We start from the raw sequence: 22710 nt of genomic DNA, 5'->3' as shown, positions 1-22710 counted from the left end.
AGAAGGGGCGGCCGAAGGGGGCGGTCGGAGTTATGCGGTGTAGTCGTAGAAGCCGCGGCCGGACTTGCGGCCCAGCAGGCCCGCGTCCACCATCCGCGACAGCAGCGGCGGGGCCGCGTACAGCGGCTCCTTGTATTCGTCGTACATCGACTCGGCGATCGAGACGATGGTGTCCAGGCCGATCAGGTCGCACAGGCGCAGCGGGCCCATCGGGTGGGCGCAGCCGGCCTCCATGCCCTTGTCGATGTCCGCCGCCGTGGCCACGCCGGACTCGAACATCCGCACCGCGGACAGCAGGTACGGCACCAGCAGCGCGTTGACCACGAAACCGGCCCGGTCGCGGGCGCGGATCGGCTCCTTGCCGAGCGCCTCGACGGCGAACTGCTCGGCCCGGGTGGTGGTCTCCGCCGAGGTGGTCAGCGTCGGGATGACCTCGACCAGCTTCTGCACCGGCGCCGGGTTGAAGAAGTGCAGGCCGATCACCTGCTCGGGGCGGCTGGTCGCCGCAGCAAGCTTCACGATCGGGATCGAGGAGGTGTTCGAAGCCAGGATCGCGTCCCGGCGGCTCACCACCTGGTCCAGCGTCTGGAAGATCTTGATCTTGATGTCCTCGCGCTCCGCGACCGCCTCGACCACCAGGTCCCGGTCGTGGAAGTCCGCCAGCTCGGTGGTGAACGCCAGCCGCGACAGCGCCTCGTCGCGCTGCTCCTCGGTCAGCTTGCCGCGCCGAACCGCGGTCTCCAGGGAGTTGGTCAGCCGGGTCCGGCCCAGCTCCAGCGCCTCGCCACTGGCCTCCGAGACCAGCACGTCCAGGCCCGAACGGGCGAAGACCTCGGCGATGCCCGACCCCATGAGGCCGCAGCCGACTACTCCGACACGCGCGATGTCACTCACTCAGATGCCCTTCACGTGGAGCTGGGGGTCACCCAGCCGGTGGTGTCACGGCCACCGCGCCCCGGTCGGGGCCCGGCGAGTCCGCCCGGACGACGGTACTACCTGGCTTAACGCTCGTTCACCCCGGACCTGTGCCCGGCTTCGCTCTTCCGAACGGGTGAGCATCGGCGGTGCGCCCGTTCGCGCTTCGCGGCCGGGCACCAGAATGCGAACGTTCAGCCGTAGGAGGGAGCAGGAAGATGGGAACCGGATCACTTGCCGGGCAGGTCGGGCTGGTCACCGGTGCCGGGCGCGGCATCGGACGGGAGATCGCCATCGGCCTCGCCGCCGAGGGCATGGCCGTCGGCCTGATCGGCCGCACCCAGGAGACGCTGATCGCCACGCTCAAGGAGTGCGTCCGGCACGGATCGCGCGGCGTCGCCGTCGTCGCCGATGTCAGCCACCCCGGCGCCGTCCGCGAAGCCGTCCGCGCCGTCGAACACGACCTCGGCCCCGTCGACCTGCTGGTCAACAACGCCGGGCAGGTCGACGGCGCCGAAGTGCCGATCTGGGAGACCGACCCCGCGCAGTGGTGGCAGGTCGTCGAGACCAACCTGCGCGGCCCCTACAACCTGCTGCGCCACGTCCTGCCCGGCATGGTGGAACGCGGCCGCGGCCGGGTCGTCAACCTCAACAGCGGATTCGCGCTGCGCCCCGACGGCAACTACACCGCCTACGCCACCTCCAAGGGCGCGCTGCTGCAACTGTCCGACAACATCGCCGACTCGGTCGGGCAGCACGGCATCGTGGTGCTGGACATCAGCCCCGGCGCCGTCCGGACGGACATGACCGCTGACATGCCGATGTTCCGGGACCGGAGCGAGTGGGGCTCCATTCCCTACATGGTGGCCGTCACGGTGGACGCCGCCCGCGGGCGCTTCGACGCGCTGCACGGACGCTTCCTGCACGCCGGGCGGGACAACCTGGAGACGCTGGTCGCGTCCGCCGAGGCGATGCGGGAGGCGGACGCGCGGACGCTGCGGCTGCGGCCGTACGGGCCCGATGATCCGATGGCGTGACGGTGTGCTGAGCGTTTCAGAGGAGGACGTTTTAGAGGAGGAGTGCGGCCAGGTCGGCGTCCGGGAGTGAGCCGGCCGGGCGGCCCTCTCGGGCGAAGGCGCCGGCGAGCCGCTGGAGGGCCGCGTTGACCGGGGTCGGGATGTTGTGCAGGCGGCCGAGCAGGACGATCTCGCCGTTCAGCCAGTCCGCCTCGATGTCGCCGGTGCCGCGCATCAGGCTCTGCCAGGAGGAGCCGCCGCCGCGCTGCTCGCCGTTGAGCGGCACCAGCGTCACGCGGTCGGCGCGGGTGGCCCGCTGTTCGTCCGAGGACGGGTGGGTGATCCCGGCGGCCGCCAGCACCGCCCGGCCCTCCGCCTGGACGCGCTGCCACACCTGCTCGCGCAGGTCGCCGTCGATCGGTCCGGCCACCGCCTCCAGTGCGTTGCCGAGATTGCCCAGCAGCTTCGCGTACTTCCACTCCATCACCCGGTCGGTCACCGGCGCGTCGAAGAACGAGGCGGTGAGATCGGCGGCGATCCGGTCGGCGAGGCCGTCGGTTCCCTGCGGGTAGCGGCCCAGGTGCAGCATGCCCGAGCGCGGCGAGCCCGCCGCCGAGACCCGGCCCGGCTCCAGGTGCGTGGACGGCAGCCACACGCACATCCCGTACACCCGGGCGAAGCGGCGCAGCGCGATCCGTTCGTTCTCCACCCCGTTCTGCGCGCACACCAGCGGCAGGCGCTCGCCCGCCGTGCCGCCGCCGGCGACCGGGCGGGGCGCCCACTGGTCGAGCAGCTCCGTCGAATGCTGGGTCTTCACCGCCAGCACCAGTACGTCGTCCGGCATCAGGTCGATCTCGTCCGGCCCGCCGATCGCCGGGACGGGCAGGTGGTGCGTGCCGTCCGGGGTGGTCAGGCGCAGGCCGTCCTTGCGCAGGGCGGTGAGGTGCGGGCCGCGGGCGACCAGGACCACGTCGTGGCCGCTCTGGTGCAGACGTCCGCCGATGGTGCCGCCGACCGCGCCGGCGCCGAGGAAGAGATAGCGCATGGGGTGAGCATCGCACGGGCGGGGAGCGGGAGTTGAGGCCCGGTGCTTTTGGGGGCGTCTGCTACGAGCAGAGTTCGGAGGCTGTCACCGCGTGCAGGCCCTTGGCGTCGAGTCCGTCGAGGATGGCGGGCAGAGCCGTCACGGTGCCCTGGTGGCCCATGTGCAGGGCGACCACCGAACCGGCCGCCGCCGACTTCAGAACGCGCTGGGTGACGATGTCCGAGCCCGGGTCGGTGTAGTCCAGCGGGTCGATGTCGAAGGACAGTATGTGCTGGTAGCCGACCTGCTGCGCCTGGTCCTTCACCATCTGCGTCGCGTACTGCGCCGCGGACGGCCGGAACCAGCGGCCTATCGACCCCGTCAGGCGCTGCAGGCGCTCGGCGCACTGGGCTATCTCGTCGCGGGCCTGGTCCGGGCGCATCGCGGATATGTCCAGGTGGTTCTGGGTGTGGTTGCCCAGTTCGTGGCCGCCGTCGAGGATCCGCTGCGCCATCTGCGGCTGCTCGTCCAGCCAACTGCCCACCACCAGGACGGTCAGCCGCGCCCCGCGCTGCTCGGCCGCCGTCAGCAGCGCCGTCGCGACCGCCGGGTCTCCCTGCCCGTGGAACGTCAGGGCGAGCTGCGGGCGGCTGTGCGGCCCCGTGACCACTTCCTGCGGGGTGTCCGGAGCCAGCGGGGGGAGGGTGGGGGCCTCTTCGGTCTCGGGGTCGGCGGACGGGGACGGGCTCGGGCTCGGGCTCGGGTCCTCCGCGAGGTGGGAGGGCTGCGGGCGGGCCGCGACGGAGGCGGCTCCGTTGCGGTTTCCGTCGGTGCCGGCGCTGCACGTGGCGGTGAGGCCGACGGTGGCGGTGAGAGCAGCCAGCCGGGCGGAGGAACGCAGAACACTGCGGCGGTCGAGTGTCATCGCGGCCCACCCTACGCAGAGCCCTCGGGGTGTGACAGCGGCTGCCGTCCGGACGAGTGGGGTTTCGGTTTCGGGTGGCGGGTCAGGGAGTTGGGTGCTCGGGGGCCGGGTGCTCGGTGGTGGGCGAGTGCTTTGTGGTGGGCGAGTGCTTTGTGGGGCGGGGTGGGCCGAGGAGGAGCGCGGCGGTGACCAGGGTGGCGCCGAGCAGTTGGAGCGAGGTGGGGGCGGTGGCGGTGAGGACGGCGCCCGAGAGGGTGGCCGTGAGCGGGATCAGGCCGCCGAACAGGCCGGCGTGCTCCGGGGTGAGCCGGGTCAGGGCCGAGTACCAGAGCAGGAAGGCGACGCACGTCATCAGCAGCGACAGGTAGAGGAAGGCGAGCAGCTCGGTCCCGGTCGGCAGACGCGGGGAGGTGGGGGAGAGGGCGGCCGTCGCGGCGAACAGCGGGACTGCGAGGGCGACGGTGTACGCCGAGACGCGTACCGGTCCGAGACGGGGCAGGAGCGGAACGGCGAGGAGGGAGAACGCGGCCTCGCAGAGCAAGGTGCCGGTGGCGCAGAGCAACCCGACGGTGTCGCCGGAGCCGAAACCCTGGGTGAGAGCCGCACCGACCACCACCAGGGCGGCCGCCGCGAGCAGCCGGGCGGCGGGGCGGCGGCGGGCGAGGAGCGGTCCGAGGACGCCCAGCAGCAGCGGGGTGCAGCCGACGATGCTGCCGACCACTGCCGGGTCGGTGTGGCGCAACGCGGTGACCATCAGGAGGTTGAAGGCGAAGAGGCCGGTGGCGGCGAGAGCGAGGAGGAGCGCCAGTTCGCGTGCCGTCAGCCGTCTGGTGAGGCGGCCCTGGCGGCGGGCGAGAGGGAGGAGGACGGCGGCGGCGAGGGCGTAGCGGAGGGCCTGGCCGGCGGCGAGCGGGTACGAGGAGAGGGCGGCGGTGACGCCGGTGGAGCAGCCGAGGAGGGTCATGGCGGCGGCGGCTTGGAGGGAACCCGGCAGTCGCGAGCTTGCGGTGTGCGCGGTGTGCGGGGGTGTTGCGGCTGGGGCGGTGGTGGTGGGCATGGTTGTGACGCTAGGGGCGGGGTGGTCTGGTTCCCAGGGCCACCTGTGGGCTGGTGGAGAGGACCACTTTGGCGCGGGTCGGAGATGGGGACCAGAAACTTCGGGGCCTTTTCGCGCTCCGTTGATCGCCAGCAGACTTGGGGCCTGCCGCATGATGGCGGGTATGGGTTATCTGGTGGGGTCGGGGGCGTCTTCCGGTGGGGTGCGGGAGTTGTTGGTCGAGTGGGGGGAGGGGGCGGGGGATCTGGCGGGGCGGTTGACGCGGGGGTTGCGGGCGGCGGTGCGGGACGGGCGGTTGGCGGCGGGGGAGCGGTTGCCGGCGAGTCGGGTGCTGGCGGCGGAGTTGGGGGTGTCGCGGGGGGTGGTGGTGGAGGCTTACGAGCAACTCGCGGCGGAGGGTTACCTGGTGGGGCGGCGCGGGTCGGGGACGCGGGTCGCGGCGGGGGTGGCGGCGGCCGGGCCGGGGTGGGTGGAGCGGGCGGCGCCGGCCGAGGTGCGGTACGACCTGAAGCCCGGGACGCCCGATCTCGGGGTGTTTCCGCGGGCGGCGTGGGCGGCGGCGGTGCGGCGGGCGTTGCTGGGGGCGGCGAACAGCGAGCTGGGGTACTCCGATCCGGCCGGACTTCCGCAGCTGCGTGGGGAGTTGGCGGCGTACCTGGCCCGGGTGCGGGCGGTGGTGGCGCGGCCGGAGCGGGTGGCGGTGGTGAGCGGGGTGGGGCAGGGGCTGGCGCTGCTGTTGCAGGTGCTGGCCGCCGGCGGGCGGCGGCGGATCGCGGTGGAGGATCCCGGTTCGCCCGGCACGCTGGAGTTGCTGCGGGCGCACGGGGCGCGGCCGGTGGGCGTGCGGGTGGACCAAGAGGGTTTGGTGGTGCGGGAGTTGGCGTCCAGTGGTGCGGACGCGGTGCTGGTCACCCCGGCGCACCAGTACCCGACCGGGGTGGTGCTGTCGGCGCGTCGGCGGAGTGAACTCGCCGCGTGGGCGCGGGCCGGCGGGCTGGTGATCGAGGACGACTACGACGCGGAGTTCCGCTACGACCGTGAACCGCTGGGCGCCGTCCAGGGGTTGGCGCCGGAGCGGACGGTGTATCTGGGTTCGCTCAGCAAGACCTTGGCGCCCGGACTGCGGCTCGGTTGGGCGGTGCTGCCGGAGTACCTGGTGGGGGAGTTCGCGGACGCCAAGCGGTACGCGGATCTCGGGACCGGTGCGATCGACCAACTCGCTTTCGCCGCCCTGCTGGAGAGCGGCGGCTACGACCGTCACCTGCGCTCCGTCCGCCCCCGCTACCGGGCCCGCCGCGATGCCTTGGCGGCCGCGCTGAGGCAGCACCTTCCGCAGGCCGAACTGCGGGGCGTCGCGGCCGGGTTGCACCTGTACGCGGATCTGCCGGACGGCGTGGAGGAGGGTGCGGTGGCGGGTGCCGCGCTGCGGCGCGGGGTGCGGGTGGCGACGGTCGCGCCGGGGCGGCTGGGGCCAGGGCGGCCGGCAATTGCGTTGGGGTATGCGGGAGTTGCGGAGCAGCGGCTGTGGGAGGCGGCGGCGCTGCTCGGGGAGGCGGCGCGGGAGGTGGGTTGACGGGGTGCCGCCGCCGGGTTGTACCTCGGCGGCGGCAAAGCTGACGGAGCGTCAGGTCGTGAGCAGCTGGTAGGTGTTGGCGACGGCGGCGAAGACGAGGACGAGCAGGACGACGGTCAGCAGGACGAGTTGGACCACGCCGCGCTGGTGGCGGGGGGCGTAGGCGATGGCGGCGCCGGAGGCGAGGCCGGTGAGGAGGCCGCCGAGGTGGCCCTGCCAGGAGGTGAAGCTCGCGGAGACGGCCATCCAGATCACCATGGTGATCAGCATCTGGTTGCCGCCGAGGGGGTCGTAGCCCTGGCGGCGGCTGAGGATCCAGTAGCCGCCGGCCAGGCCGAAGATCGCGCCGGAGGCGCCGATGGCGAGGCTGTTGGGGGCGATCAGGTAGACCAGGACGTCGCCGCCGAGGGCGGAGAGCAGGTACAGGGCGGTGAAGCGGAGGGCGCCGAGGCGGTCCTCGATGACCGAGCCGAGTGACCAGAGCCAGTACATGTTGAAGACGATGTGGGCGATCGCGAACGGGCCGAAGGAGGAGTCCGCGGTCGGGGAGAGGTGCAGGAAGGCGCCGGTGAGGAGCCGGTACCACTCGCCGTGGGCCACGCCGGCCTGGTAGAACGCCGATATGTCGGTGGGGTCCTCGCCCGGGTTGCGCAGCATCAGCGCCGAGCCGAGCATGCCGAACCGCTGGATGGTCTCCGGGCGGACCAGTTCGAGGACGTACGCGGCGAGGTTGAGCGCGATCAACACGATGGTGGCGTAGGGCCGGGAGGTGATCCGGCCGCCGAACGCGGTGCGGGCCTGGCGGACGCTCTGGTGGCCGGACTTGACGCATTCCACGCACTGGTAGCCGACTGCGGCGTCGCGTCGGCAGTCCGGGCAGACGTGGCGGTCGCAGCGGGTGCAGCGGACGTGCGACTCGCGGTCGGCGTGCCGGAAGCAGGTCGGTGACGGCGCCTCGGGAGCGGGGGCTCCCGGGGCGGGTTCTGCGGCGTCCATGAACGGGCCTCCCCTGGGCGGTGGTGCTCGGCCGCGGGGCGTCCACGGCGATGATCCACGGCGAATCGGCGCTCACCCTAGAGCACGGCCCGAACGGGTGGGAGGTCAGCCCTGCCCGGGCTCCCGGCGGGGGCGGGGGCGGGCGCGGGCGAGGGTGTTCGGGCGGGGGCGTTTCGGGTCCTAGCGGCGGGTTGCGCTGAGGATGGTGAACTTCGGACTGCCCGCCACCGTACGGCAGTTGCCGAACAGCTTGCGGAGCTTGACGTGGTAGCCCAGGTGCCGGTTGCCGACCACGCGCAGCTCGCCGCCCGGGCGCAGCACCCGGCGGGCGCCGGTGAACATCCGCCAGGCGATGGCGTCCGTGGTGGCCTGATGGGAGTGGAACGGCGGGTTCAGCAGGACGACGTCCACCGAGGCGTCCGGGATGTCCGCGAGGGCGTCGCCGACCAGGAATTCGGCGCGGGCGTCCGGGCCGAGGGCGGTGCGGAAGGTCTCCTCGGCGGAGGCCACCGCCTGGAACGACTCGTCCACGAAGAGGAGTTCGGCGTGCGGGGCGGTCAGTGCGGCCGCGGTGCCGACGATGCCGTTGCCGCAGCCGAGGTCGACGACCCGGCGGGCGTCCTGCAGGTCGGGCAGGTGCTGGAGGAAGAACCGGGTGCCGATGTCGAGGCGGTCCGCGCAGAACACGCCTGCCTGGTTGGCGACTTGGCGGCCCGAGAGCACGCCGATGCCGTCCGGCAGGTTGTAGCGCAGCGGCCACGGGTTGGCCGGGCGAGCAAGCTCCGGCTGCGGGGTGGTGTGGATCAGGCGGGCCTTGCGGACCGCCAGCGAGGTGCGGGTCGGGCCGAGGATCCGTTCGAACAGCTGGAGGGTGGAGGTGTGGATCTCGGTCACCATTCCGGTGCCGACCACTACGGTGCCCTCGTGCAGGGCGGGTGCCAGGCGGTGCAGCTGGTCCTCCAGCAGCGCCAGGCTCTTGGGCACCCGGACGAGCAGGACGTCGATGCGGGACGGGGGTGCGTCCTGGGTGGTGCGGACGTCCACCAGCGCCGGGTCCAGGCCGTTGCGGGTCAGGTTCGCGGTGATCGCCCGGCCGGACAGGTACGAGTCGGTGATCGCCGTCAGCGTTCCGGCCGTCGCGGCGAGTGCCGTGGAGACGCCGCCCCAGCGGTCGCCGAGCACCACCACCGCGCCGTCCAGCGGCACCGGGCCGCCGTTCTCCGGCCCCTCCTTCAGGTACCGCAGCAGGTACTCGTCGGCGGCGTCCCAGGCGCGCAGCTGCTCGCGCGGGTTCTCCGGGAATCGGGCCAGCTCGAAGGTGCCCCAGGCGGTGGTGAAAGAGTTGTTCATCGTGCCCCCAGGCTATCGGAGGGGGCGAGGGTCACCGGACGGTGACGGCGGGGGAGGGGACGGCAGCATGCGGCGGCGGGGGAGGGGCGGTCGGGGCAGTAACGGCGGTGGACGGGGCGATCGCGAGGGCGAGGATGATCGTTAAGATCCCCCGCATGTCATCGACCCCGCCGCCGTCCATACCAGCCGCACCGCCCGCCCGGTCCCCGGAGTTCGACCGGCTCAAGGCCTTCCCCGAACTCGCGGCGCTGCGCGAATCCGTCCAGCAGCAGCGCTGGGAGCAGGTGGCGGCCTTCCTGGGCGGGCTGACCGACCCGGCCGACCGCGCCACCGCCGCGTACGTCGTCGCCGAGACGCCGGACGCGGGCGCGTTCCTGCAACGGATGACGGCCGAGCACCCCGGGAGCACACTGCCACGGGTGCTGCACGGCTGCTACTACGTCCACCAGGCCTGGGAGGCGCGCGGTGCGGCCCGGGCGAAGAACGTCGATGCCGAGTCCTTCGGGCTCTTCCACCGCCGCCTGAAGATCGCCGACAAGCTGCTCGCCGAGGTCGTCGCGGAGGAACCGGGCAACGCCGACGCGTGGCGGCTCCGGCTCACCACGGCCCGCGGCCTCGAACTCGGCATCGCCCGGGCCAGGACCCGCTACGAGCGGCTCGCCGCGCACCAGCCGCACGACTACGCCGGCCAGTCCCAGCTGCTCCAGCAGCTGCTGCCCAAGTGGGGCGGATCCTGGGATGCCGCGTTCGCCTTCGCCCGGGAGTGCCGCGGCGTCGCGGATCCCGGCGGCCTCGACCCGGTCCTGGTGGCGCAGGCGCACCTCGAACGCTGGCTCAACGTCGGCGGCGACAAGGACCCGGCCCACCTACGCCGGCCCGAGGTCGTCGCCGAACTCGTCGACGCCGCACGGGCATCCGTCCTCCACCCCGAGTTCCGCGGCGGCTACTCGGCGATCGAGGCCCACGGCCTCTTCGCGGCCGTCTTCGGACTCGCCGAGGAACACGCCCTGGCCGCACCGCACTTCAGGGCGCTCAACGGCTACGCCAGCGAACATCCCTGGGCCTACCTCCGCTCCCTCACCAGCCTCGGCCGGGGCACCGCCTACAAGCGGCTGCGCCGCCGCGCCCTGCGGGCCGGATAGCCGGGCGGGTTCCGGCGCGGGCGGGCGGCTTTCGGGGCGGGTCGGGCCGGGCCGTTTCCGGCGAGGGCCGGGCCGGGCGTCAGGCCGTGGTGAAGATCAGGCTCGCGTTGTGGCCGCCGAAGCCGAAGGCGTTGGTGAGGGCGGCGGTGGTGGTGACGGGGCGGGCGGTGGTGACCAGGTCGAGGTCGGCGGCGGGGTCGGGGGTGGTCAAGTTCCGGATGGGCGGGACGAGTTGGGTGTGGAGGGAGCGGGCGGTGGCGAGGGCGGCGAGGGCGCCGGCCGCGCCGAAGAGGTGGCCGGTCATGGACTTGGTGGCGGTGACGGCGGGGCGGTGGGGGCCGAAGACGCGGGCCAGGGTTTCGGCTTCGGTGAGGTCGCCCTTGGGGGTGGAGGTGGCGTGGGCGTGCACCATGCCGATCTGATCCGGGGCGATGCGGGCCTCGGCGAGGGCGCGGCGGATGGCGCGGCTCTGGCCGTCGGGGTGGCCGGCGGTGATGTGGTGGGCGTCGGAGGTGACGGCGGCGCCGGCGAGGGTGGCGTAGGCGCGTCGGCCGGGGCGGAGTGAGGCGCGTTCCAGGATCAGGACGGCCGCGCCCTCGCCGATGACGAAGCCGTCCCGGTCGAGGTCGAAGGGGCGGGAGGCGTGGGCCGGGTCGTCGTTGCGCAGGGAGTGTGCGCGGGCCTGGGCGAAGCCGGCCAGCGGGAGGGGGTGAAGGCAGGCCTCGGTGCCGCCGGCGATCACCACGTCGGCGCGGCCGAGGCGGATCAGGTCCAGGCCGAGTGCGACGGCCTCCGCGCCGGACGCGCAGGCGCTGACGGGGGTGTGGGCGCCGGCCTTGGCGCCGAGGTCGATCGACACCCAGGCGGCCGGACCGTTGGCCATCAGCATCGGCACGGTGTGCGGCGAGACCTTGCGGACACCGGAGCGCTCCAGCACGTCGTCCTGCTCCAGCATGGTGACCGCGCCGCCGGTGCCGGTGCCGATCACCACCGCCAGACGTTCCCCGTCCACTTCGGGCCGGCCCGCGTCCGCCCAGGCCTCGCGGGCCGCGATCAGCGCCAACTGCTCGCTGCGGTCGAGGCGTCGAGCCTCGATGCGGTCGAGCACCTCGGACGGTTCGACGGCGAGCTGCCCGGCGATCCGGATCGGCATCTCGGCCGTCCACTCCCGCTCGATGGCCCGGATGCCGTTGCGGCCCTCCAGCATGGCCTGCCAGGTGGCGGGGGCGGTGCCGCCGAGCGGGGTGGTGGCGCCCAGGCCGGTAACCAGAACGGGGTCGGTGACGCTGTCGGATTCCATGCGCACGGTGCAGCTCCCTTTGTAGTGAGGGCACAACAAGTTCCGCCCCGGCGGTCGGCCGGGTCGTTCGGTGATGGCCACTCTGCCAAGGGGGGATGGGGAGTTGGGGTACTGGACGGGACTGATTCGCGTCCGGCGAATTTGGAGGGACCGGACAGATTGAGTCGACGGTTCGCCGGGAAGAGTCCGAGGGCTCAGGGGCTCAGGGGCTCAGGGGTTCAGGGGTTCAGGGGAGCAGGGGAGCAGGGTGCGGGCCCGGGTGAGGAGGGCGGCGAGGGCCAGTTCGAAGGCGGTGTCGGCGCGGGACGGGCCGGCGGCGACATCCTCGAACTGGTCCGCGCCATCGAGTCCGACCGCCCCCTGCCGCTGCGGCTGCGCATCGCCCCCTGGTGCATGCCCGGCGCGAGCGCCGCCGACCTGCGCCAACTCGCCGACCTGCAGGGCGAGTCCGGCCGCAACTGGCTGGTCTGCGGGGTGAAGCTGTTCATGGACGGCACCGTCGAAGGCGGCTCCGCCTGGCTGGAACGCCCCGACTGCCACGGCGAGGGCACCGCCGCGCTCTGGCTCGACCCCGCCGAATACACCGACGTGGTCCGGCAGTTGGACGCCTACGGGGTGCGCACCGCGACTCACGCGATCGGCGACGCGGGTGTGCGACACGTCCTCGACACCATCGCCGCACTGCCGTACACCGCCCGGGGCCGGCACCGCATCGAGCACATCGAGACGCTCAGCGACGAACAGGCGCTGCGCTTCGCCGAGTTGGGCGTCCCCGCGTCCATGCAGCCCACCCACTCCGCGTACACCCGGGCCGACCACACCGACACCTGGTCCACCCGCCTCGGCGTCGAACGCGCCGAACGCGCCTGGATCTGCCGCACCCTGCGCGACAGCGGCGCGACCCTCGCCCTCGGCTCCGACTGGCCCATCGCCCACCACGACCCGCGCGGCGTCCTCGCCTACGCGCAGCTGCGCCGCCACGCCGGCACCGACACCGCGCCCGTCGCCCCCTGCCAGGCGCTCACCCGGCTGATGGCGCTGGAGGGCTACACCACCCACGCGGCCCGCGCCGCAGGCGAGTTCGACCGCACCGGCCGCATCGTGCCCGGGCTGCGCGCCGACCTCACCGCCTTCGCACTCGACCCGCTGACCGCGCCGGCCGATGAGTTCGCCGGTACTGCCGTGCCGCTGACCATGTCCGGTGGTGTGGTGACGAACCGTCAGATCTGAGGCTCTTGTGGGTGGTTGAGGTAGGTGTGCAGGGCGGCCGCGCCCGAGAGCAGGGCGCGGCCGCGGGCGGTGAGACGGTCCTGCCAGGCGGCCAGGGTGGGGCGGACGGCATCCGGGTGGCCCGCCGAGCGCAGGCGGTGCAGGATCTCGGCCGTCCGGGCCAACCCGTGGCCGCCGCGCCGGAGTTGCTCGGCGATCAGCAGCTCGCGGACCTGGTCCGGCGTGTACGTCCGGTAGCCCGTGCGGGCGTCGCGGGACGGGGTGACCAGCCCCGCGCGTTCCCACTCGCGCAGCGTGGCCGGGCGCAGGCCGAGGCGGTGGGCGAGCGGGCCGATGTGGGTGAATTCGCTCTCGGCGACGGCCGGTTGGGCCGGTCGGGCCGGTTCGGTGGCGGCCGGTTGGGCGACGGTTGGTTGGGCGACGGCCGGTTGGGCCGGTTCGGTGGCGGCCGGTTGGCGCGGGGGCAGGTGATCGAGTGCGGTGCGCACCGCGTCCAGGGTGCGGCGGTCCTCGGCGAGGAGGGCGTGGCTCTCGTCGATCAGCCGCAGCGCCTCCTCCGGCTCCCCGGTGTTGACGGCGCACAGGATGGCGCCGGCCGCGCGGTGGCCGTGCCCCGGCAGCAGGGCCAGGAACGCGCGGAGCGCGACGGCGTGCCGCTCCCCGTACTGCCGGTACCCGTACGGGGACCGCTCGGCGGGCGGCAGGATGCCCGCCTCCTCGTAGTTGCGCACCGCCTGGGTGGACAGGCCGTGCTCCCGGGCCAGATCGATCGGCCGCAGCGCCATGATTTGAAACTTTTCTACTGGATTCGCGGGCTGAGAGCAGAAAACTTTACAACGAGAATTCAGGGATACGGTGGAAGTCATGACTCTCTGGTCTTCGCTCCGGGACGCTTCCCGTCCCTTCTCCCCGTCCGCCGTCACCGACCTGATCCCGCCCGGCACCCGGGTGCTGGCGCTGGGTGAACCCACCCACGGCGTCGAGGCGTTCCTCGACATCCGCAACGAACTCTTCCGGCACCTGGTCGCCGAACACGGTTACCGGTCGATCGCCGTGGAGAGCGACTGTCTGGCGGCGCTCGCCGTGGACGCCTACGTGGGCGGCGGCGGGGAGGGCGAGCTTGCGGACCTGGTGCGGGAGGGGTTCAGCCACGGTTTCGGCGAGTTCGCCGGGAACCTTGAACTGGTGCGCTGGATGCGGGAGTTCAACGATGGGCTGGGGGAGGGGGAGGAGCGGCTGCGGTTCTACGGCGCGGACGGGCCGCTGGAGATGACGGGAGCGGCGGCGCCCGGGCCCTCGCTGGTCCGGTTGCGCGACTTCCTGGCCGCGCATCTTCCGGCCGAACTCGTGGTGTCGGAGGGCGAGTTGCGGCGGCTGTGCGGGCCGGACGAGAGGTGGACCGACCCGGCGGCGGCGTTCGAGCCCGAGCGGTCCGTCGGGCGGACGGCCGAGGCCGAGCAACTACGGCTGATCGCCGACGATCTGGCGGCGCTGCTCGCAGCGCACGGGCCGCAGTTCGCGGCCGAGGCGGACCCCGAGACGTACTGGCGGGCGCAGTTGGACGCGCGGACCGCGAGCGGGCTGCTGCGATTCCACGCCGCGATGGCGGACACCGGGCCGGACCGGTTCAACGCGCTGATGCGGCAACGGGGGCTGATGATGGCCGACAACCTCGAAGCGATCACACGCCGCGAGGCGCGGCGCGGTCCGACACTGGTCTTCGCCCACAACCTCCACCTCCAGCGCGAGGCCGCCCGCATCCCGCTCGGCACCCACCACCTGCTCAGCTGGAGCGCCGGTTCCCTCCTCGCCGCCCGCCTCGGTGAGGGTTACGCCTTCGTCGCCACTGCCTTCGGCCACCGCGCCGCCGACGACCACCCCGCCCCCGAGACCCTCGAGGGCCACCTCGCCACCCTGCCCGAGGCCCGTTCGGTCCTGGACCCTGGGCTGCTGGCCGCCGCGACGGCCGGCCGGGTGAAGCGGCGGGTTCCGGCTGATCACACGTACTTCGGGCTCGATCCGGAGGCGCTGGAGTTGCTGGACGGGGTGGTGTTCGTGCGGGAGATCCCGCGGCAGGCAGGGGTGTTCGGGGGCGGGTGAGGCGGGACGATCGGCTTGCGGCGGGCAGGCTGCGGCTTAGTCGGGGGGCGGGGCGTAATTCGCGGCGGGGTGCGGCTTGGGCGGGGGCGGGGCGTAATTCGCGGCGGGGTGCGGGCGATTCGGGGAGGATGCCGGGATGCGTCGTCATGTGTGGGCCGGGCTGGCCGAGAATCCGTTGCTGCCGGTCGAGGCGGTGGACCGGCTGTTGGCGATGGGCGAGCCGGACCTGTCGCTGGAGCTCGCGGAGCGCACTGATCTGACGGAGCGTCAGAGATTGGTCCTTGCCGAGCGGGGTGTCGCGGTCGCGGGGGGCCTCGTTGAGAGTGAGCAGTTGGCTGTGGAGCGGATCGACCCGGTGCAACAGCCGGTCGCCGCGCTCGCTCTGCTGCGGGCCGGGCTCGCGCCCGTCGAATGGGCGCACGTGCTGGTCGAACGGGCCGAGTTGCGTGAGGAGTTGGCCGGGTGCCGGGCGCTGCCGCGTGAGGTGGCGCGGCGGCTGGCGGGCGACTCCGATCCTGCCGTCCCGCTCGCGCTCGCCGAGGAGACGGACGACCCGGAGATCGCCGCGCTGCTGGCCGCGCACCCGTCGCAGCACGTCCGGGCGGAACTCGGCTTCAACCGGGACGTGCCGCCCGCCGTCCTCGCCGACCTGATCAACGACCGTCCGCCGCTGGTCAGTTGTGACGTATGCGTGCGCCACGCCGTCCCATGGGTCCATCCGCCGGACTGCCCGGACCCGGAGTGCACCCTGCCCGGCGGGGCGGCCTGCGACGGGAGTCACCAGTACGCGCGGCATACGATTCTGCGGACCGCGCTCGGGAATCCGGCCGCGCCCGTCGCCGAGGTGATGCGGTACCTGGACGCCCCGTCGCCGTTTCTGCGCGAGCAACTCGCCTCGCGCACCGACCTCCCCGCGTCCGCGTACGCCGTGCTCGCCGCCGCTCCGGAGATCTGGGTGCGGGAGCCGCTGGCGAGCAACCCCGCGATCGGGGAGGAGCTGCTCCGGCAACTCGCCGAGGACCCGTCCGTGGAGGTGCGACGCAGCGCCGCCCAGCACCCGCTGCTCCCGTTGGACGTCCTGGGCCGGCTGTGCGCCACTGACTGGCTCGGTCCGCTGCTGCTGCCGCGGATCGCCGCCGCCACGCCCGCCGAACTGGACGCGCTCGCCGGCTCCGCCAACCCCGAACTGCGCCGCCTCACCGCACTCCGCCGCGACCTGCCCGCCTCCGTCCGCGACCGGCTCGCCGACGACGCCGTGGCCAAGGTCGCTGCCGCCGTCGCGCCCCATCCCGGCCTGGACGACGGGCAGTTGAGAGCAATGCACCGGCGCCACGGCCGCGCCGTCGGGGCCGGAATCGCGGCCAACCCCGACGCGAGTACGGCGCTGCTGGCCGAACTCGTCCGCGCCGACCACAACGTCGCCACCCTGCGTGCCCTGGCCGACCACCCTGCCGCCGACGGCCCCACCCTCACCGCCTGTCTGCGCGATCGACGTGCCCGCCGCAAGGCCGCCGCCCATCCGGCGCTGCCGCTCGCCCAACTCCTGCCCCTGTTGGACGACTCGGACCCGGCGACCGTCCAGGGCGCCGCCGCGAATCCGGCGCTGCCGGTGGCCGAGATGCTGCGGCTGATGCCGCCGGACGAGGTGGACTGACGGGCCGTATCAAGGGGGCCGAGTGGTTCGAGGCCGGGATCTGCAACGGCGAACGTGCGGAGCGCAGTTGGCCCGTGCGTTGCACGTCGAAGCGTCGCCTGTACCTGGCCGTGGTGCGGGAAATTGCCCGAGCGCTCCGGGCTGAGCCGGGCGGTGGGGTCCGCGACGACACCGACGGCTTCACCCACGCCTACTGCGTGGGAATCGCGGACCCGGAGTGGGCCGCCGAACTCGGCCCACTGCCGGCGGCTCAGTGCTCCAGGCTTCGCGATCTCGGGTCGGAGCCGGTGGGAACGGCAGCGGCCACCGCGTGATCATCAAGATCGCGGAGTCACACTGGAGTACTAGCCTCGCCCACGTGAACCACACCGATGACCGACAGTTCCCCGCCGCTCTCGCTGCCGCGCTGGCACTCGTCCTCGACTGCGACTACGACGGTGACTGCGGGATCGACTTCGAGCCGTTCCCGGCTTTCGAGTGCGCCGACGACACCACGTCCTGGTTCCGGGCCTGGACCGGGAACGCCGAACTGGACGGTGACGAGTTCCGGGTGTTCGGCCAGGACGGCAGCGGCGGGCACGCGGCGTTCTGGCTGGTCCGGCCGGGGCGTCCGGTCGTGGAGCAGCCCGTGGTGTTCCTCGGATCCGAGGGCGAAACCGGCGTGGTGGCCCGCGACTTGGGCGCGTTCGTGTGGCTGCTGGCCGGCGGGTACGGCCCGGGCGAGGCCGCCGACCCGTCGCGGCGCCGGGAGTGGACGGCCCGGCCGCGGGCCGAGCTGCTGGCTGTCGCCGAGCAGTTCGCCGGGGAGCGGCGGCAGTCGCCCACCGCGGTGATCGAGGAAGCGGCCCTGGAGTTCCCCGAGTTCGACGACACCGTGGCCGAGCTCTGCCGTTGAGGCCGCGGGCAGCAGGTTGTCAGCGGTTGTGGACCGGCGGGTCGAGCAGGCGGGTCGCCAACTGGCGGGCGTCGGACGGGTCGTGGACCGGGCGGGGGAACGGGATGCGCGGGCCCTGGGGGTGCTTGTCGGGGATGGTGCGGCCGAGGGCGGACGTCCAGTCGGGGCGGTCCAGGACGACCACGTGGGCCTCGTGGTGGGCGGCGTCGTCGTTGTCGTCGTCGTGCGGGGCCAGGTGCATGCGCAGCCGGGTGTCGTCCAGCCACTCGGCGGTGATGACCTGGCGGCCCCAGGAGTGGGCGAACATCGACCGCCGGGTGTTGTTGAAGAGTCCCACCAGGAGTAGCTGGCCCACGAAGAAGTAGCCGCCGTCGTACTCGCCGAGGCCCACCGCGAGCAGCGGGCTGCTCGGGTGGAACGCCAGCGCGCTGACGTGGTGCTCGCACTTGATCCGGCGCAGCAGCCGGGCCCGTTCGCCCGTCTCGAACAGGCCGAGCGTCAGGGCCTTGCCGTACTTGTCCGCGCACGCCACGGCGAGCAGCCGGCGGGCGGGGTCGGCGACGGCGAGGACGGGCTCGCCGAGGGCGGCGAGCTCGTGAATGGCGGTCATGCGGGTGAACTCCGTTGGCGGGCTGGGTCAGTGGGGCGGGGCGCCGGTCCAGATGACGTCCTTGCGCTCCATCCGGGTGCCGTGGGTGAACTGGAGACTGAACGGGTTGGCCGAGGCGTTCGGCAGCCCGTACGTCTCCTGCCCGGTGGCCTCCTGGCCGGGGTCGAGGTTCTGCGGGAGAGCCTTGTACTGGCTGCCGCCGTACAGCGGGTGGAGCAGAGTGCCGTGCGAGTCCTTGACGATCAGCAGGCCCGAACCGTACAGCGACAGCTGGGCGTTGGTGGTGTTGACGACGGTGACCCGGACCTGGACGAACGTCGCGTCCTCCGGGAGCGGGGCGCCGCCGCTCCGGCTCGGCGTGACGAGGGTCGGCTCGGACATGGTGACCTTCAGGCCGTCCGGGTACGTGTAGGAACCGCCGAACGACAGGCGGCGGGCCCGCTCGTCCGCGGCCTTCGTCTCCTGCTCGGTGGCGCGCTGCCTCGCCCGCTCGTCCACGAGGCGCTGCCTCTCGGTGTCGTCGCGCCGCTGCTCCTGCACGCGGCGGTGTTCCTCGCGGACGCCGGCCTGCACGGCGACGATGGCGAGTCCGCCGACGCAGAGGGAGGCCACCACGCCGATGAGGCCGAGAATGGTGCCGGTGAGCGCCATCGCCCGGTTGGTGGCGAGACCCTTGCGCGACAGGCTCAGGCCGATGAAGCCGAAGATCACCGCGAGCAGGGCGGGCAGCCAGGCGAGCCAGAACAGGATCAGCGGCAGGCTGAGCACGAGCCCGACGATTCCGAGCACCAGGGCCGTCACGCCCATGCCGTTCCGCGGCTGCGGGGCCGGAGGCGCGTACGGCGGCCAGTACGTGCCGGTGGCGCCAGGGGCCTGGGGCGGGCCGGGGACCGGAGTCGGAGTCGGAGTCGGTGTCGGTGCCGGATACGGCGTGGGCGGTGCCGTGTTGGGGTTCGGTGCGGCCCACGGGTTGGCGGATGGCGGGGTGTCTGCGGACGGGGGTGCGGGCTCGGCCATGGCCTCGGAGGCGGGCGCGGGTGCGGGCTCGGCCATGGCCTCGGAGGCGGGCGCGGGCTCGGCCGTGGCCGCAGGCGCGGGCGCGGATTCAGGCTTCGCCATGGAGACGAGCTCGGACTTGGCCTTGGCCTCCGGTTCGGGCGTGGAGACAGGCTCGGCCTCGGATTCAGGCTTCGCCATGGAGACGAGCTCGGACTTGGCCTTGGCCTCCGGTTCGGGCGTGGAGACAGGCTCGGCCTCGGCCTCAGGCTTCGCCATGGAGACGAGCTCGGACTTGGCTTCGGCGTCCGGTTCGGGCGCGGAGACAGGCTCGGCCTCGGGCTCAGGCTTTGCCATGGAGACGGGCGCGGGCGTGGCCTCGGACACCGGCCCGGCAGCAGCTTCGGGCGCCGGCCCGGAAGCAGTTTCGGGGCGGTCGGGCGGGGTGGGGACGGTCATGCGGCAGCACCTTGGGCTTCGGGACGGCGGTGATCGGGCACGCCGATCGCGACCAGGCAGTCTCCCGTGAATCGCGGCCGGTAAGCGAACCGATTTTCGTATCGTCCCACGAGCGGCGGGAGGTCCTGAGAGAGGGTCAGGCCGGGCCGAGATACGTGTGCACCACGGCGGGCTCCCCGGCGGGCGTCAGCCAGTTCGCGGTGGCGGTGGAGACGAACTGCCAGCCGGCCCGCTCGTACAGCGCGATCGCACCCGCAGCGCCGGACTCCACCTCCAGCACCGGCCGCCGCCCGCCCTCGATCGCCGCCTGCGCCGCCCGTTCCAGCAGCGCGCCGGCCAGACCACCCCGCCGCGCCGGAACCCCGACGAACAGCCGTGCCACGGCAGCGAGTTGGTCCTCCGGGAGTCCGACCGCCGCCGCCAGGACGGGCCCGCTGTGCGTGAGGGCCACGTGGCCGAGCACCTCCGGCCCGTCGGCGGCGACCCACACGCCGAGCAACTCCGTTGGCGTCAGCCAGTGTTCCGGTTCGGTCGGCCAGTACGCCGGATACCCGTCCGACTCGTACACGCCGGCCAACGCCCGTACGCAGGAAGGCAGATCGTCGTCACGTCGCGGGCGGATCACGGGTTCGGGCATGGGCCGATCATGGCACAGGCCGGCGCGGCGGACCGGCCCGCGTCAGGTGGTGCAGGCGAGCAGGCGGCCGTCCGCGGTGCCGATCAGCAGGCGGCCGGGGCCGGGGACGGTGAGTGCCGTCGCGACCGCCGTGACCCGGCCGACGGTGAGCGGGGCGCGTCGCAGGACGGTGCCGTCGGTGGCCGAGAGGGTCACCAACTCGGCGTCGTCGTAGGCGACATGAGCGATTCCACGGTCGAAGTCGGCGTCCAGCGCGAGGGCCGGGCGGTCGGTGCGGAAGACCCAGCGCGGCGTGCCGTCGGACGGGTCACGGCGGACCACGAAGGAGCCGCCCGGTTGCAGGCCCTGGCCGTGGTGGACGGTTCCGGCGTGGAGCAGGTCGCGGTCGGGGAGTTCGACGCCGGGGCCGGGCAGGTGGGTCTCGGTCGGGTCCCAGGACAGCGGGAAGCGCTGTTCGAGCCGGCCGACCGTGCGGAAGGGCCGTTCGGCGGCGCGCAGGCGCGACGGGTCGGCCGTCGCAACCCACCGGTCGGGCCGGGGCGGGTGCGGCGAGGTGTACACCAGGCGGCTGTGCCGGATCCGCAGATCGCGGTGCCAGAACGGGACGATCACCGGGAGGCCGTCCGCGCACGCCAACAGCCCGGTGTTGCGCCGGGGTTGATACTGCGCGAGCCGGGAGCCGTCGGCGAGGGAGAGCTCGGTGACCGACCACGGTTCGGCGCTGCGGACGAAGACCGACTGCCGCTCTGGGGCGACCGCGAACTCGCCTGCGCGGTCCACCCGTTCCGCCGACCAGGCGACGGCGTCCGATGGTGTGCGGCACTCCAGCACCCCGGGCAGCGCCACCAGCAGGCGCCCGTCCGGGAGTTCCTCGACGGCGCTGACCGGACCGCGCGGCGCCCATCCGCCGTGCAGGTCGTCCAGCAGGTGGCGGGCCGCCTCGGCGCCGTCCGGGCGGGGGACGGGAAGACGCGGTCCGGCCAGTTCGGCCGGCGTGACGGACCCGGGGGCGACGGTGCGCCAGTCGGGGCGGTGCAGTACGGCGCGGTGGCCGTCCTGCCACGCGGCGCGGTCCTGCCAGTCGTCCGGCGGGGCGAGCAGCAGCCGCAGCGACTGCCCGTCCAGCCACTCCAGGCCGAGCACCTCGCGACCCATCCAGTCCTCGAACAGCGAGACGTGCGCGCCGGATTCGAGATCCAGCAGGAGCAGCTCGCCCTCGAAGGAGTGCCCGCCGTCGTACCGGCCGGTGCCGATCGCCAGCAGCGGCAGCTCGGGGTGGAACGCCAGCGCGTGCACGGGGTAGCCGGAGCGCAGCAGGGCGACGCAGGCCAGGTCGCCGGTGCGGTACACCGCCACCGGCGCCGGCCGCCCGTGGCGGGCCAGGCCCGCCACCGCGAGCAGGGCGCGGCGCTCGTCCGTCACCGCCACCGCAGGGTCGCCGGCCTCGGCGAACGGCCGGTCGGCGAAGCGGCGTTCGATGCGAAAAGTGCTGGTCACGGAGGTGATCCTAGAAGATCGTCCGGAGCGGGAATCTTCGTGGGGGAACGGTAGTTGGGGACTCCGGGTCGACATGCGGCCGGATGATCGAAGTGGACGGGGGAGACGGCCATGGCGTACCAGGGCGGTGCGGTGCAGGGCACGGTGGCGGTGGGCTTCGAGGGCGTGCGGGACGAATTCGCCGCCGCGCTGGGCGAGATGAACGCCTCGCCGGAGGCGCAGCTGGTGGTGCACGTCAACGGGCGCCGGGTGGTCGACCTGTGGTCCGGCGACGGGACGGAGCCGGACACGCTGATGAACGTGTTCTCGATCTCGAAGGGCGCGGCGCACCTGGTCGTCGCCCTGCTGGTGCAGGACGGCGTGCTCGACCTGGACCGCGAAGTGTCCTCGTACTGGCCGGAGTTCGGCGCGCACGGCAAGGATCGGCTGACGCTGCGCGAGCTGCTCGCGCACCGCTCGGGCGTGCCCGGGGCCGACGGCGGCTTCACCGACGAGGAAATCGCCGACGACCGGGTGGTCGCGGCCCGGCTGGCGGCCCAACGGCCGTTCTGGGAGCCGGGATCGGCGTACGGCTACCACGCGTTCGTGATCGGCGCGCTGACCGGCGAGGTGGTGCGGCGGGTGACCGGCCGCTCGATCCAGCAGATCTTCGAGGAGCGGATCCGCGCACCGTACGGGCTGGACCTCTACCTCGGCCTGCCCGAGGAGTTGGAGCCGCGCCGGGCCGAGACGCTGCCGCACCTGCCGACGCCGGAGGAGGCCGAGCGGCTCGCGGCCCGCAAGCTCGACCCGAACAGCATCCTCGCCGTCGCCGGCAACCAGAACGGGCCACACAAGACGGAACTGGTGGACTTCGCCAACAACCCCACCGTGCGCGCCCTCGGGCCGGCCTCGTCCGGCGGCGTCGGCACCGCCCGCGGCGTGGCGGGCATGTACTCGGCGGCGATCGGCGAAGTGGACGGCCGGGCCCAGCTGTTGAAGCCGGAGACCATCACCGAGTTCGCCCGCCCGCAGTTCCACGGCACCGACGTGATCACCGGCAACGAGGACGTCTTCGGCCTCGGCTTCGAGGAACTCACCGCCCTGTTCCGCCCGTTGGGGCCCGAAGCCTTCGGCCACAGCGGCGCCACCGGCTCCCTCGGCTTCGCCGACCCGGGCAGCGGCCTCGCCTACGCCTACACCCGCCGCCGCTTCGGCTTCCCGTCCCGCTACGGCGCGGGCCCGGAGAACCACAAGCTGATCGCGGCCGTTTACCGGGCGCTTCAGGCAAACTGACGCAGCATCAGAAGCGCAACAGGCCGGCTCCCGTGGGCGGGGCCGGCCTGTCGCGGTTG

The 22710-nt window shown here is 73.3% G+C and carries 19 protein-coding genes and 1 pseudogene; 8 read left to right on the top strand and 12 right to left on the bottom strand.

Translation table 11 applies throughout. The features are described from left to right. Window positions 1–30 precede the first annotated feature (30 nt). Complete coding sequence (locus ACFYS8_RS20995; protein WP_387643003.1) at window positions 31–894, bottom strand: 3-hydroxybutyryl-CoA dehydrogenase; 864 nt, start codon at window positions 892–894, stop codon at window positions 31–33. Window positions 895–1133: 239 nt separating this feature from the next. On the opposite strand from ACFYS8_RS20995, the gene ACFYS8_RS20990 reads away from it, so the two are divergent. After that, the gene (locus tag ACFYS8_RS20990; protein WP_387643002.1) at window positions 1134–1952 is read left to right on the top strand and encodes an SDR family NAD(P)-dependent oxidoreductase; all 819 of its coding nucleotides are present in this window, start codon (window positions 1134–1136) and stop codon (window positions 1950–1952) included. Between the two features lie 31 nt (window positions 1953–1983). On the opposite strand, the gene ACFYS8_RS20985 is transcribed toward ACFYS8_RS20990, so the two are convergent. From ACFYS8_RS20985 to ACFYS8_RS20975, 3 genes are all read right to left on the bottom strand, one after another. Then, window positions 1984–2976, bottom strand: a complete 993-nt coding sequence (locus ACFYS8_RS20985) for a ketopantoate reductase family protein (protein WP_387643001.1) — start codon at window positions 2974–2976, stop codon at window positions 1984–1986. A 61-nt stretch (window positions 2977–3037) separates the two neighbouring features. Beyond that, the gene (locus ACFYS8_RS20980; protein ID WP_387643000.1) at window positions 3038–3880 is read right to left on the bottom strand and encodes a polysaccharide deacetylase family protein; all 843 of its coding nucleotides are present in this window, start codon (window positions 3878–3880) and stop codon (window positions 3038–3040) included. An 82-nt stretch (window positions 3881–3962) separates the two neighbouring features. After that, the gene (locus ACFYS8_RS20975) at window positions 3963–4937 is read right to left on the bottom strand and encodes an EamA family transporter (RefSeq protein ID WP_387642999.1); all 975 of its coding nucleotides are present in this window, start codon (window positions 4935–4937) and stop codon (window positions 3963–3965) included. Between the two features lie 163 nt (window positions 4938–5100). Between ACFYS8_RS20975 and ACFYS8_RS20970 the strand changes: the two genes are divergently transcribed. Next, window positions 5101–6510 carry a PLP-dependent aminotransferase family protein gene (locus tag ACFYS8_RS20970; protein WP_387642998.1) on the top strand — a complete coding sequence of 470 codons (1410 nt, stop codon included), beginning with the start codon at window positions 5101–5103 and terminating at the stop codon, window positions 6508–6510. Between the two features lie 51 nt (window positions 6511–6561). Here ACFYS8_RS20970 and ACFYS8_RS20965 read toward each other — a convergent pair whose 3' ends face one another. Next, window positions 6562–7506, bottom strand: coding sequence for a rhomboid family intramembrane serine protease (locus ACFYS8_RS20965; RefSeq protein ID WP_387642997.1), 945 nt, complete (start codon window positions 7504–7506; stop codon window positions 6562–6564). 180 nt (window positions 7507–7686) lie between these two features. Continuing rightward, window positions 7687–8856: a methyltransferase gene (locus tag ACFYS8_RS20960; protein ID WP_387642996.1), complete on the bottom strand. Its 1170-nt coding sequence runs from the start codon at window positions 8854–8856 to the stop codon at window positions 7687–7689. Between the two features lie 155 nt (window positions 8857–9011). Between ACFYS8_RS20960 and ACFYS8_RS20955 the strand changes: the two genes are divergently transcribed. Beyond that, window positions 9012–9998, top strand: coding sequence for a hypothetical protein (locus ACFYS8_RS20955; RefSeq protein WP_387642995.1), 987 nt, complete (start codon window positions 9012–9014; stop codon window positions 9996–9998). A 79-nt stretch (window positions 9999–10077) separates the two neighbouring features. Here ACFYS8_RS20955 and ACFYS8_RS20950 read toward each other — a convergent pair whose 3' ends face one another. Beyond that, window positions 10078–11298, bottom strand: coding sequence for a beta-ketoacyl-[acyl-carrier-protein] synthase family protein (locus tag ACFYS8_RS20950; protein WP_387643046.1), 1221 nt, complete (start codon window positions 11296–11298; stop codon window positions 10078–10080). Between the two features lie 315 nt (window positions 11299–11613). On the opposite strand from ACFYS8_RS20950, the pseudogene ACFYS8_RS20945 reads away from it, so the two are divergent. Next, window positions 11614–12528: pseudogene (locus ACFYS8_RS20945) on the top strand (amidohydrolase); the annotation flags it as partial. Here the strand turns inward: ACFYS8_RS20945 and ACFYS8_RS20940 are convergent. Then, window positions 12519–13313 (bottom strand): MerR family transcriptional regulator, encoded by a 795-nt coding sequence (locus tag ACFYS8_RS20940; RefSeq protein ID WP_387642994.1) that lies wholly within the window; start codon window positions 13311–13313, stop codon window positions 12519–12521. The pseudogene ACFYS8_RS20945 and the gene ACFYS8_RS20940 sit on opposite strands and share 10 nt — an antisense overlap. A 79-nt stretch (window positions 13314–13392) precedes the next feature. Between ACFYS8_RS20940 and ACFYS8_RS20935 the strand changes: the two genes are divergently transcribed. The 3 genes from ACFYS8_RS20935 (at window position 13393) to ACFYS8_RS20925 (ending at window position 17177) form a co-directional block, all read left to right on the top strand. Continuing rightward, window positions 13393–14628, top strand: coding sequence for an erythromycin esterase family protein (locus ACFYS8_RS20935; protein WP_387642993.1), 1236 nt, complete (start codon window positions 13393–13395; stop codon window positions 14626–14628). 136 nt (window positions 14629–14764) lie between these two features. Next, window positions 14765–16282, top strand: a complete 1518-nt coding sequence (locus ACFYS8_RS20930) for a hypothetical protein (protein WP_387642992.1) — start codon at window positions 14765–14767, stop codon at window positions 16280–16282. Between the two features lie 358 nt (window positions 16283–16640). Further along, the gene (locus ACFYS8_RS20925) at window positions 16641–17177 is read left to right on the top strand and encodes an SMI1/KNR4 family protein (protein WP_387642991.1); all 537 of its coding nucleotides are present in this window, start codon (window positions 16641–16643) and stop codon (window positions 17175–17177) included. Window positions 17178–17196: 19 nt separating this feature from the next. On the opposite strand, the gene ACFYS8_RS20920 is transcribed toward ACFYS8_RS20925, so the two are convergent. From ACFYS8_RS20920 to ACFYS8_RS20905, 4 genes are all read right to left on the bottom strand, one after another. Beyond that, a complete protein-coding gene (locus ACFYS8_RS20920) occupies window positions 17197–17787 on the bottom strand; it encodes a hypothetical protein (RefSeq protein ID WP_387642990.1) in 591 nt (196 codons plus the stop codon). A gap of 27 nt (window positions 17788–17814) precedes the next feature. Then, on the bottom strand, window positions 17815–19242 hold the full coding sequence (locus ACFYS8_RS20915) for a hypothetical protein (RefSeq protein ID WP_387642989.1): 1428 nt from the start codon (window positions 19240–19242) through the stop codon (window positions 17815–17817). Window positions 19243–19378: 136 nt separating this feature from the next. After that, a complete protein-coding gene (locus ACFYS8_RS20910; RefSeq protein ID WP_387642988.1) occupies window positions 19379–19879 on the bottom strand; it encodes a GNAT family N-acetyltransferase in 501 nt (166 codons plus the stop codon). A 42-nt stretch (window positions 19880–19921) separates the two neighbouring features. Further along, on the bottom strand, window positions 19922–21376 hold the full coding sequence (locus ACFYS8_RS20905) for a hypothetical protein (RefSeq protein ID WP_387642987.1): 1455 nt from the start codon (window positions 21374–21376) through the stop codon (window positions 19922–19924). A 111-nt stretch (window positions 21377–21487) separates the two neighbouring features. Here ACFYS8_RS20905 and ACFYS8_RS20900 point away from each other — a divergent pair, with 111 nt between their 5' ends. Continuing rightward, window positions 21488–22651, top strand: coding sequence for a serine hydrolase domain-containing protein (locus ACFYS8_RS20900; protein WP_387642986.1), 1164 nt, complete (start codon window positions 21488–21490; stop codon window positions 22649–22651). The last annotated feature ends 59 nt before the right edge of the window (window positions 22652–22710 follow it).

This window comes from Kitasatospora sp. NPDC004615 (genome assembly GCF_042873545.1).
Classification (GTDB): Bacteria; Actinomycetota; Actinomycetes; order Streptomycetales; family Streptomycetaceae; genus Kitasatospora.
This window is presented reverse-complemented; position numbering and strand designations above follow the sequence as displayed.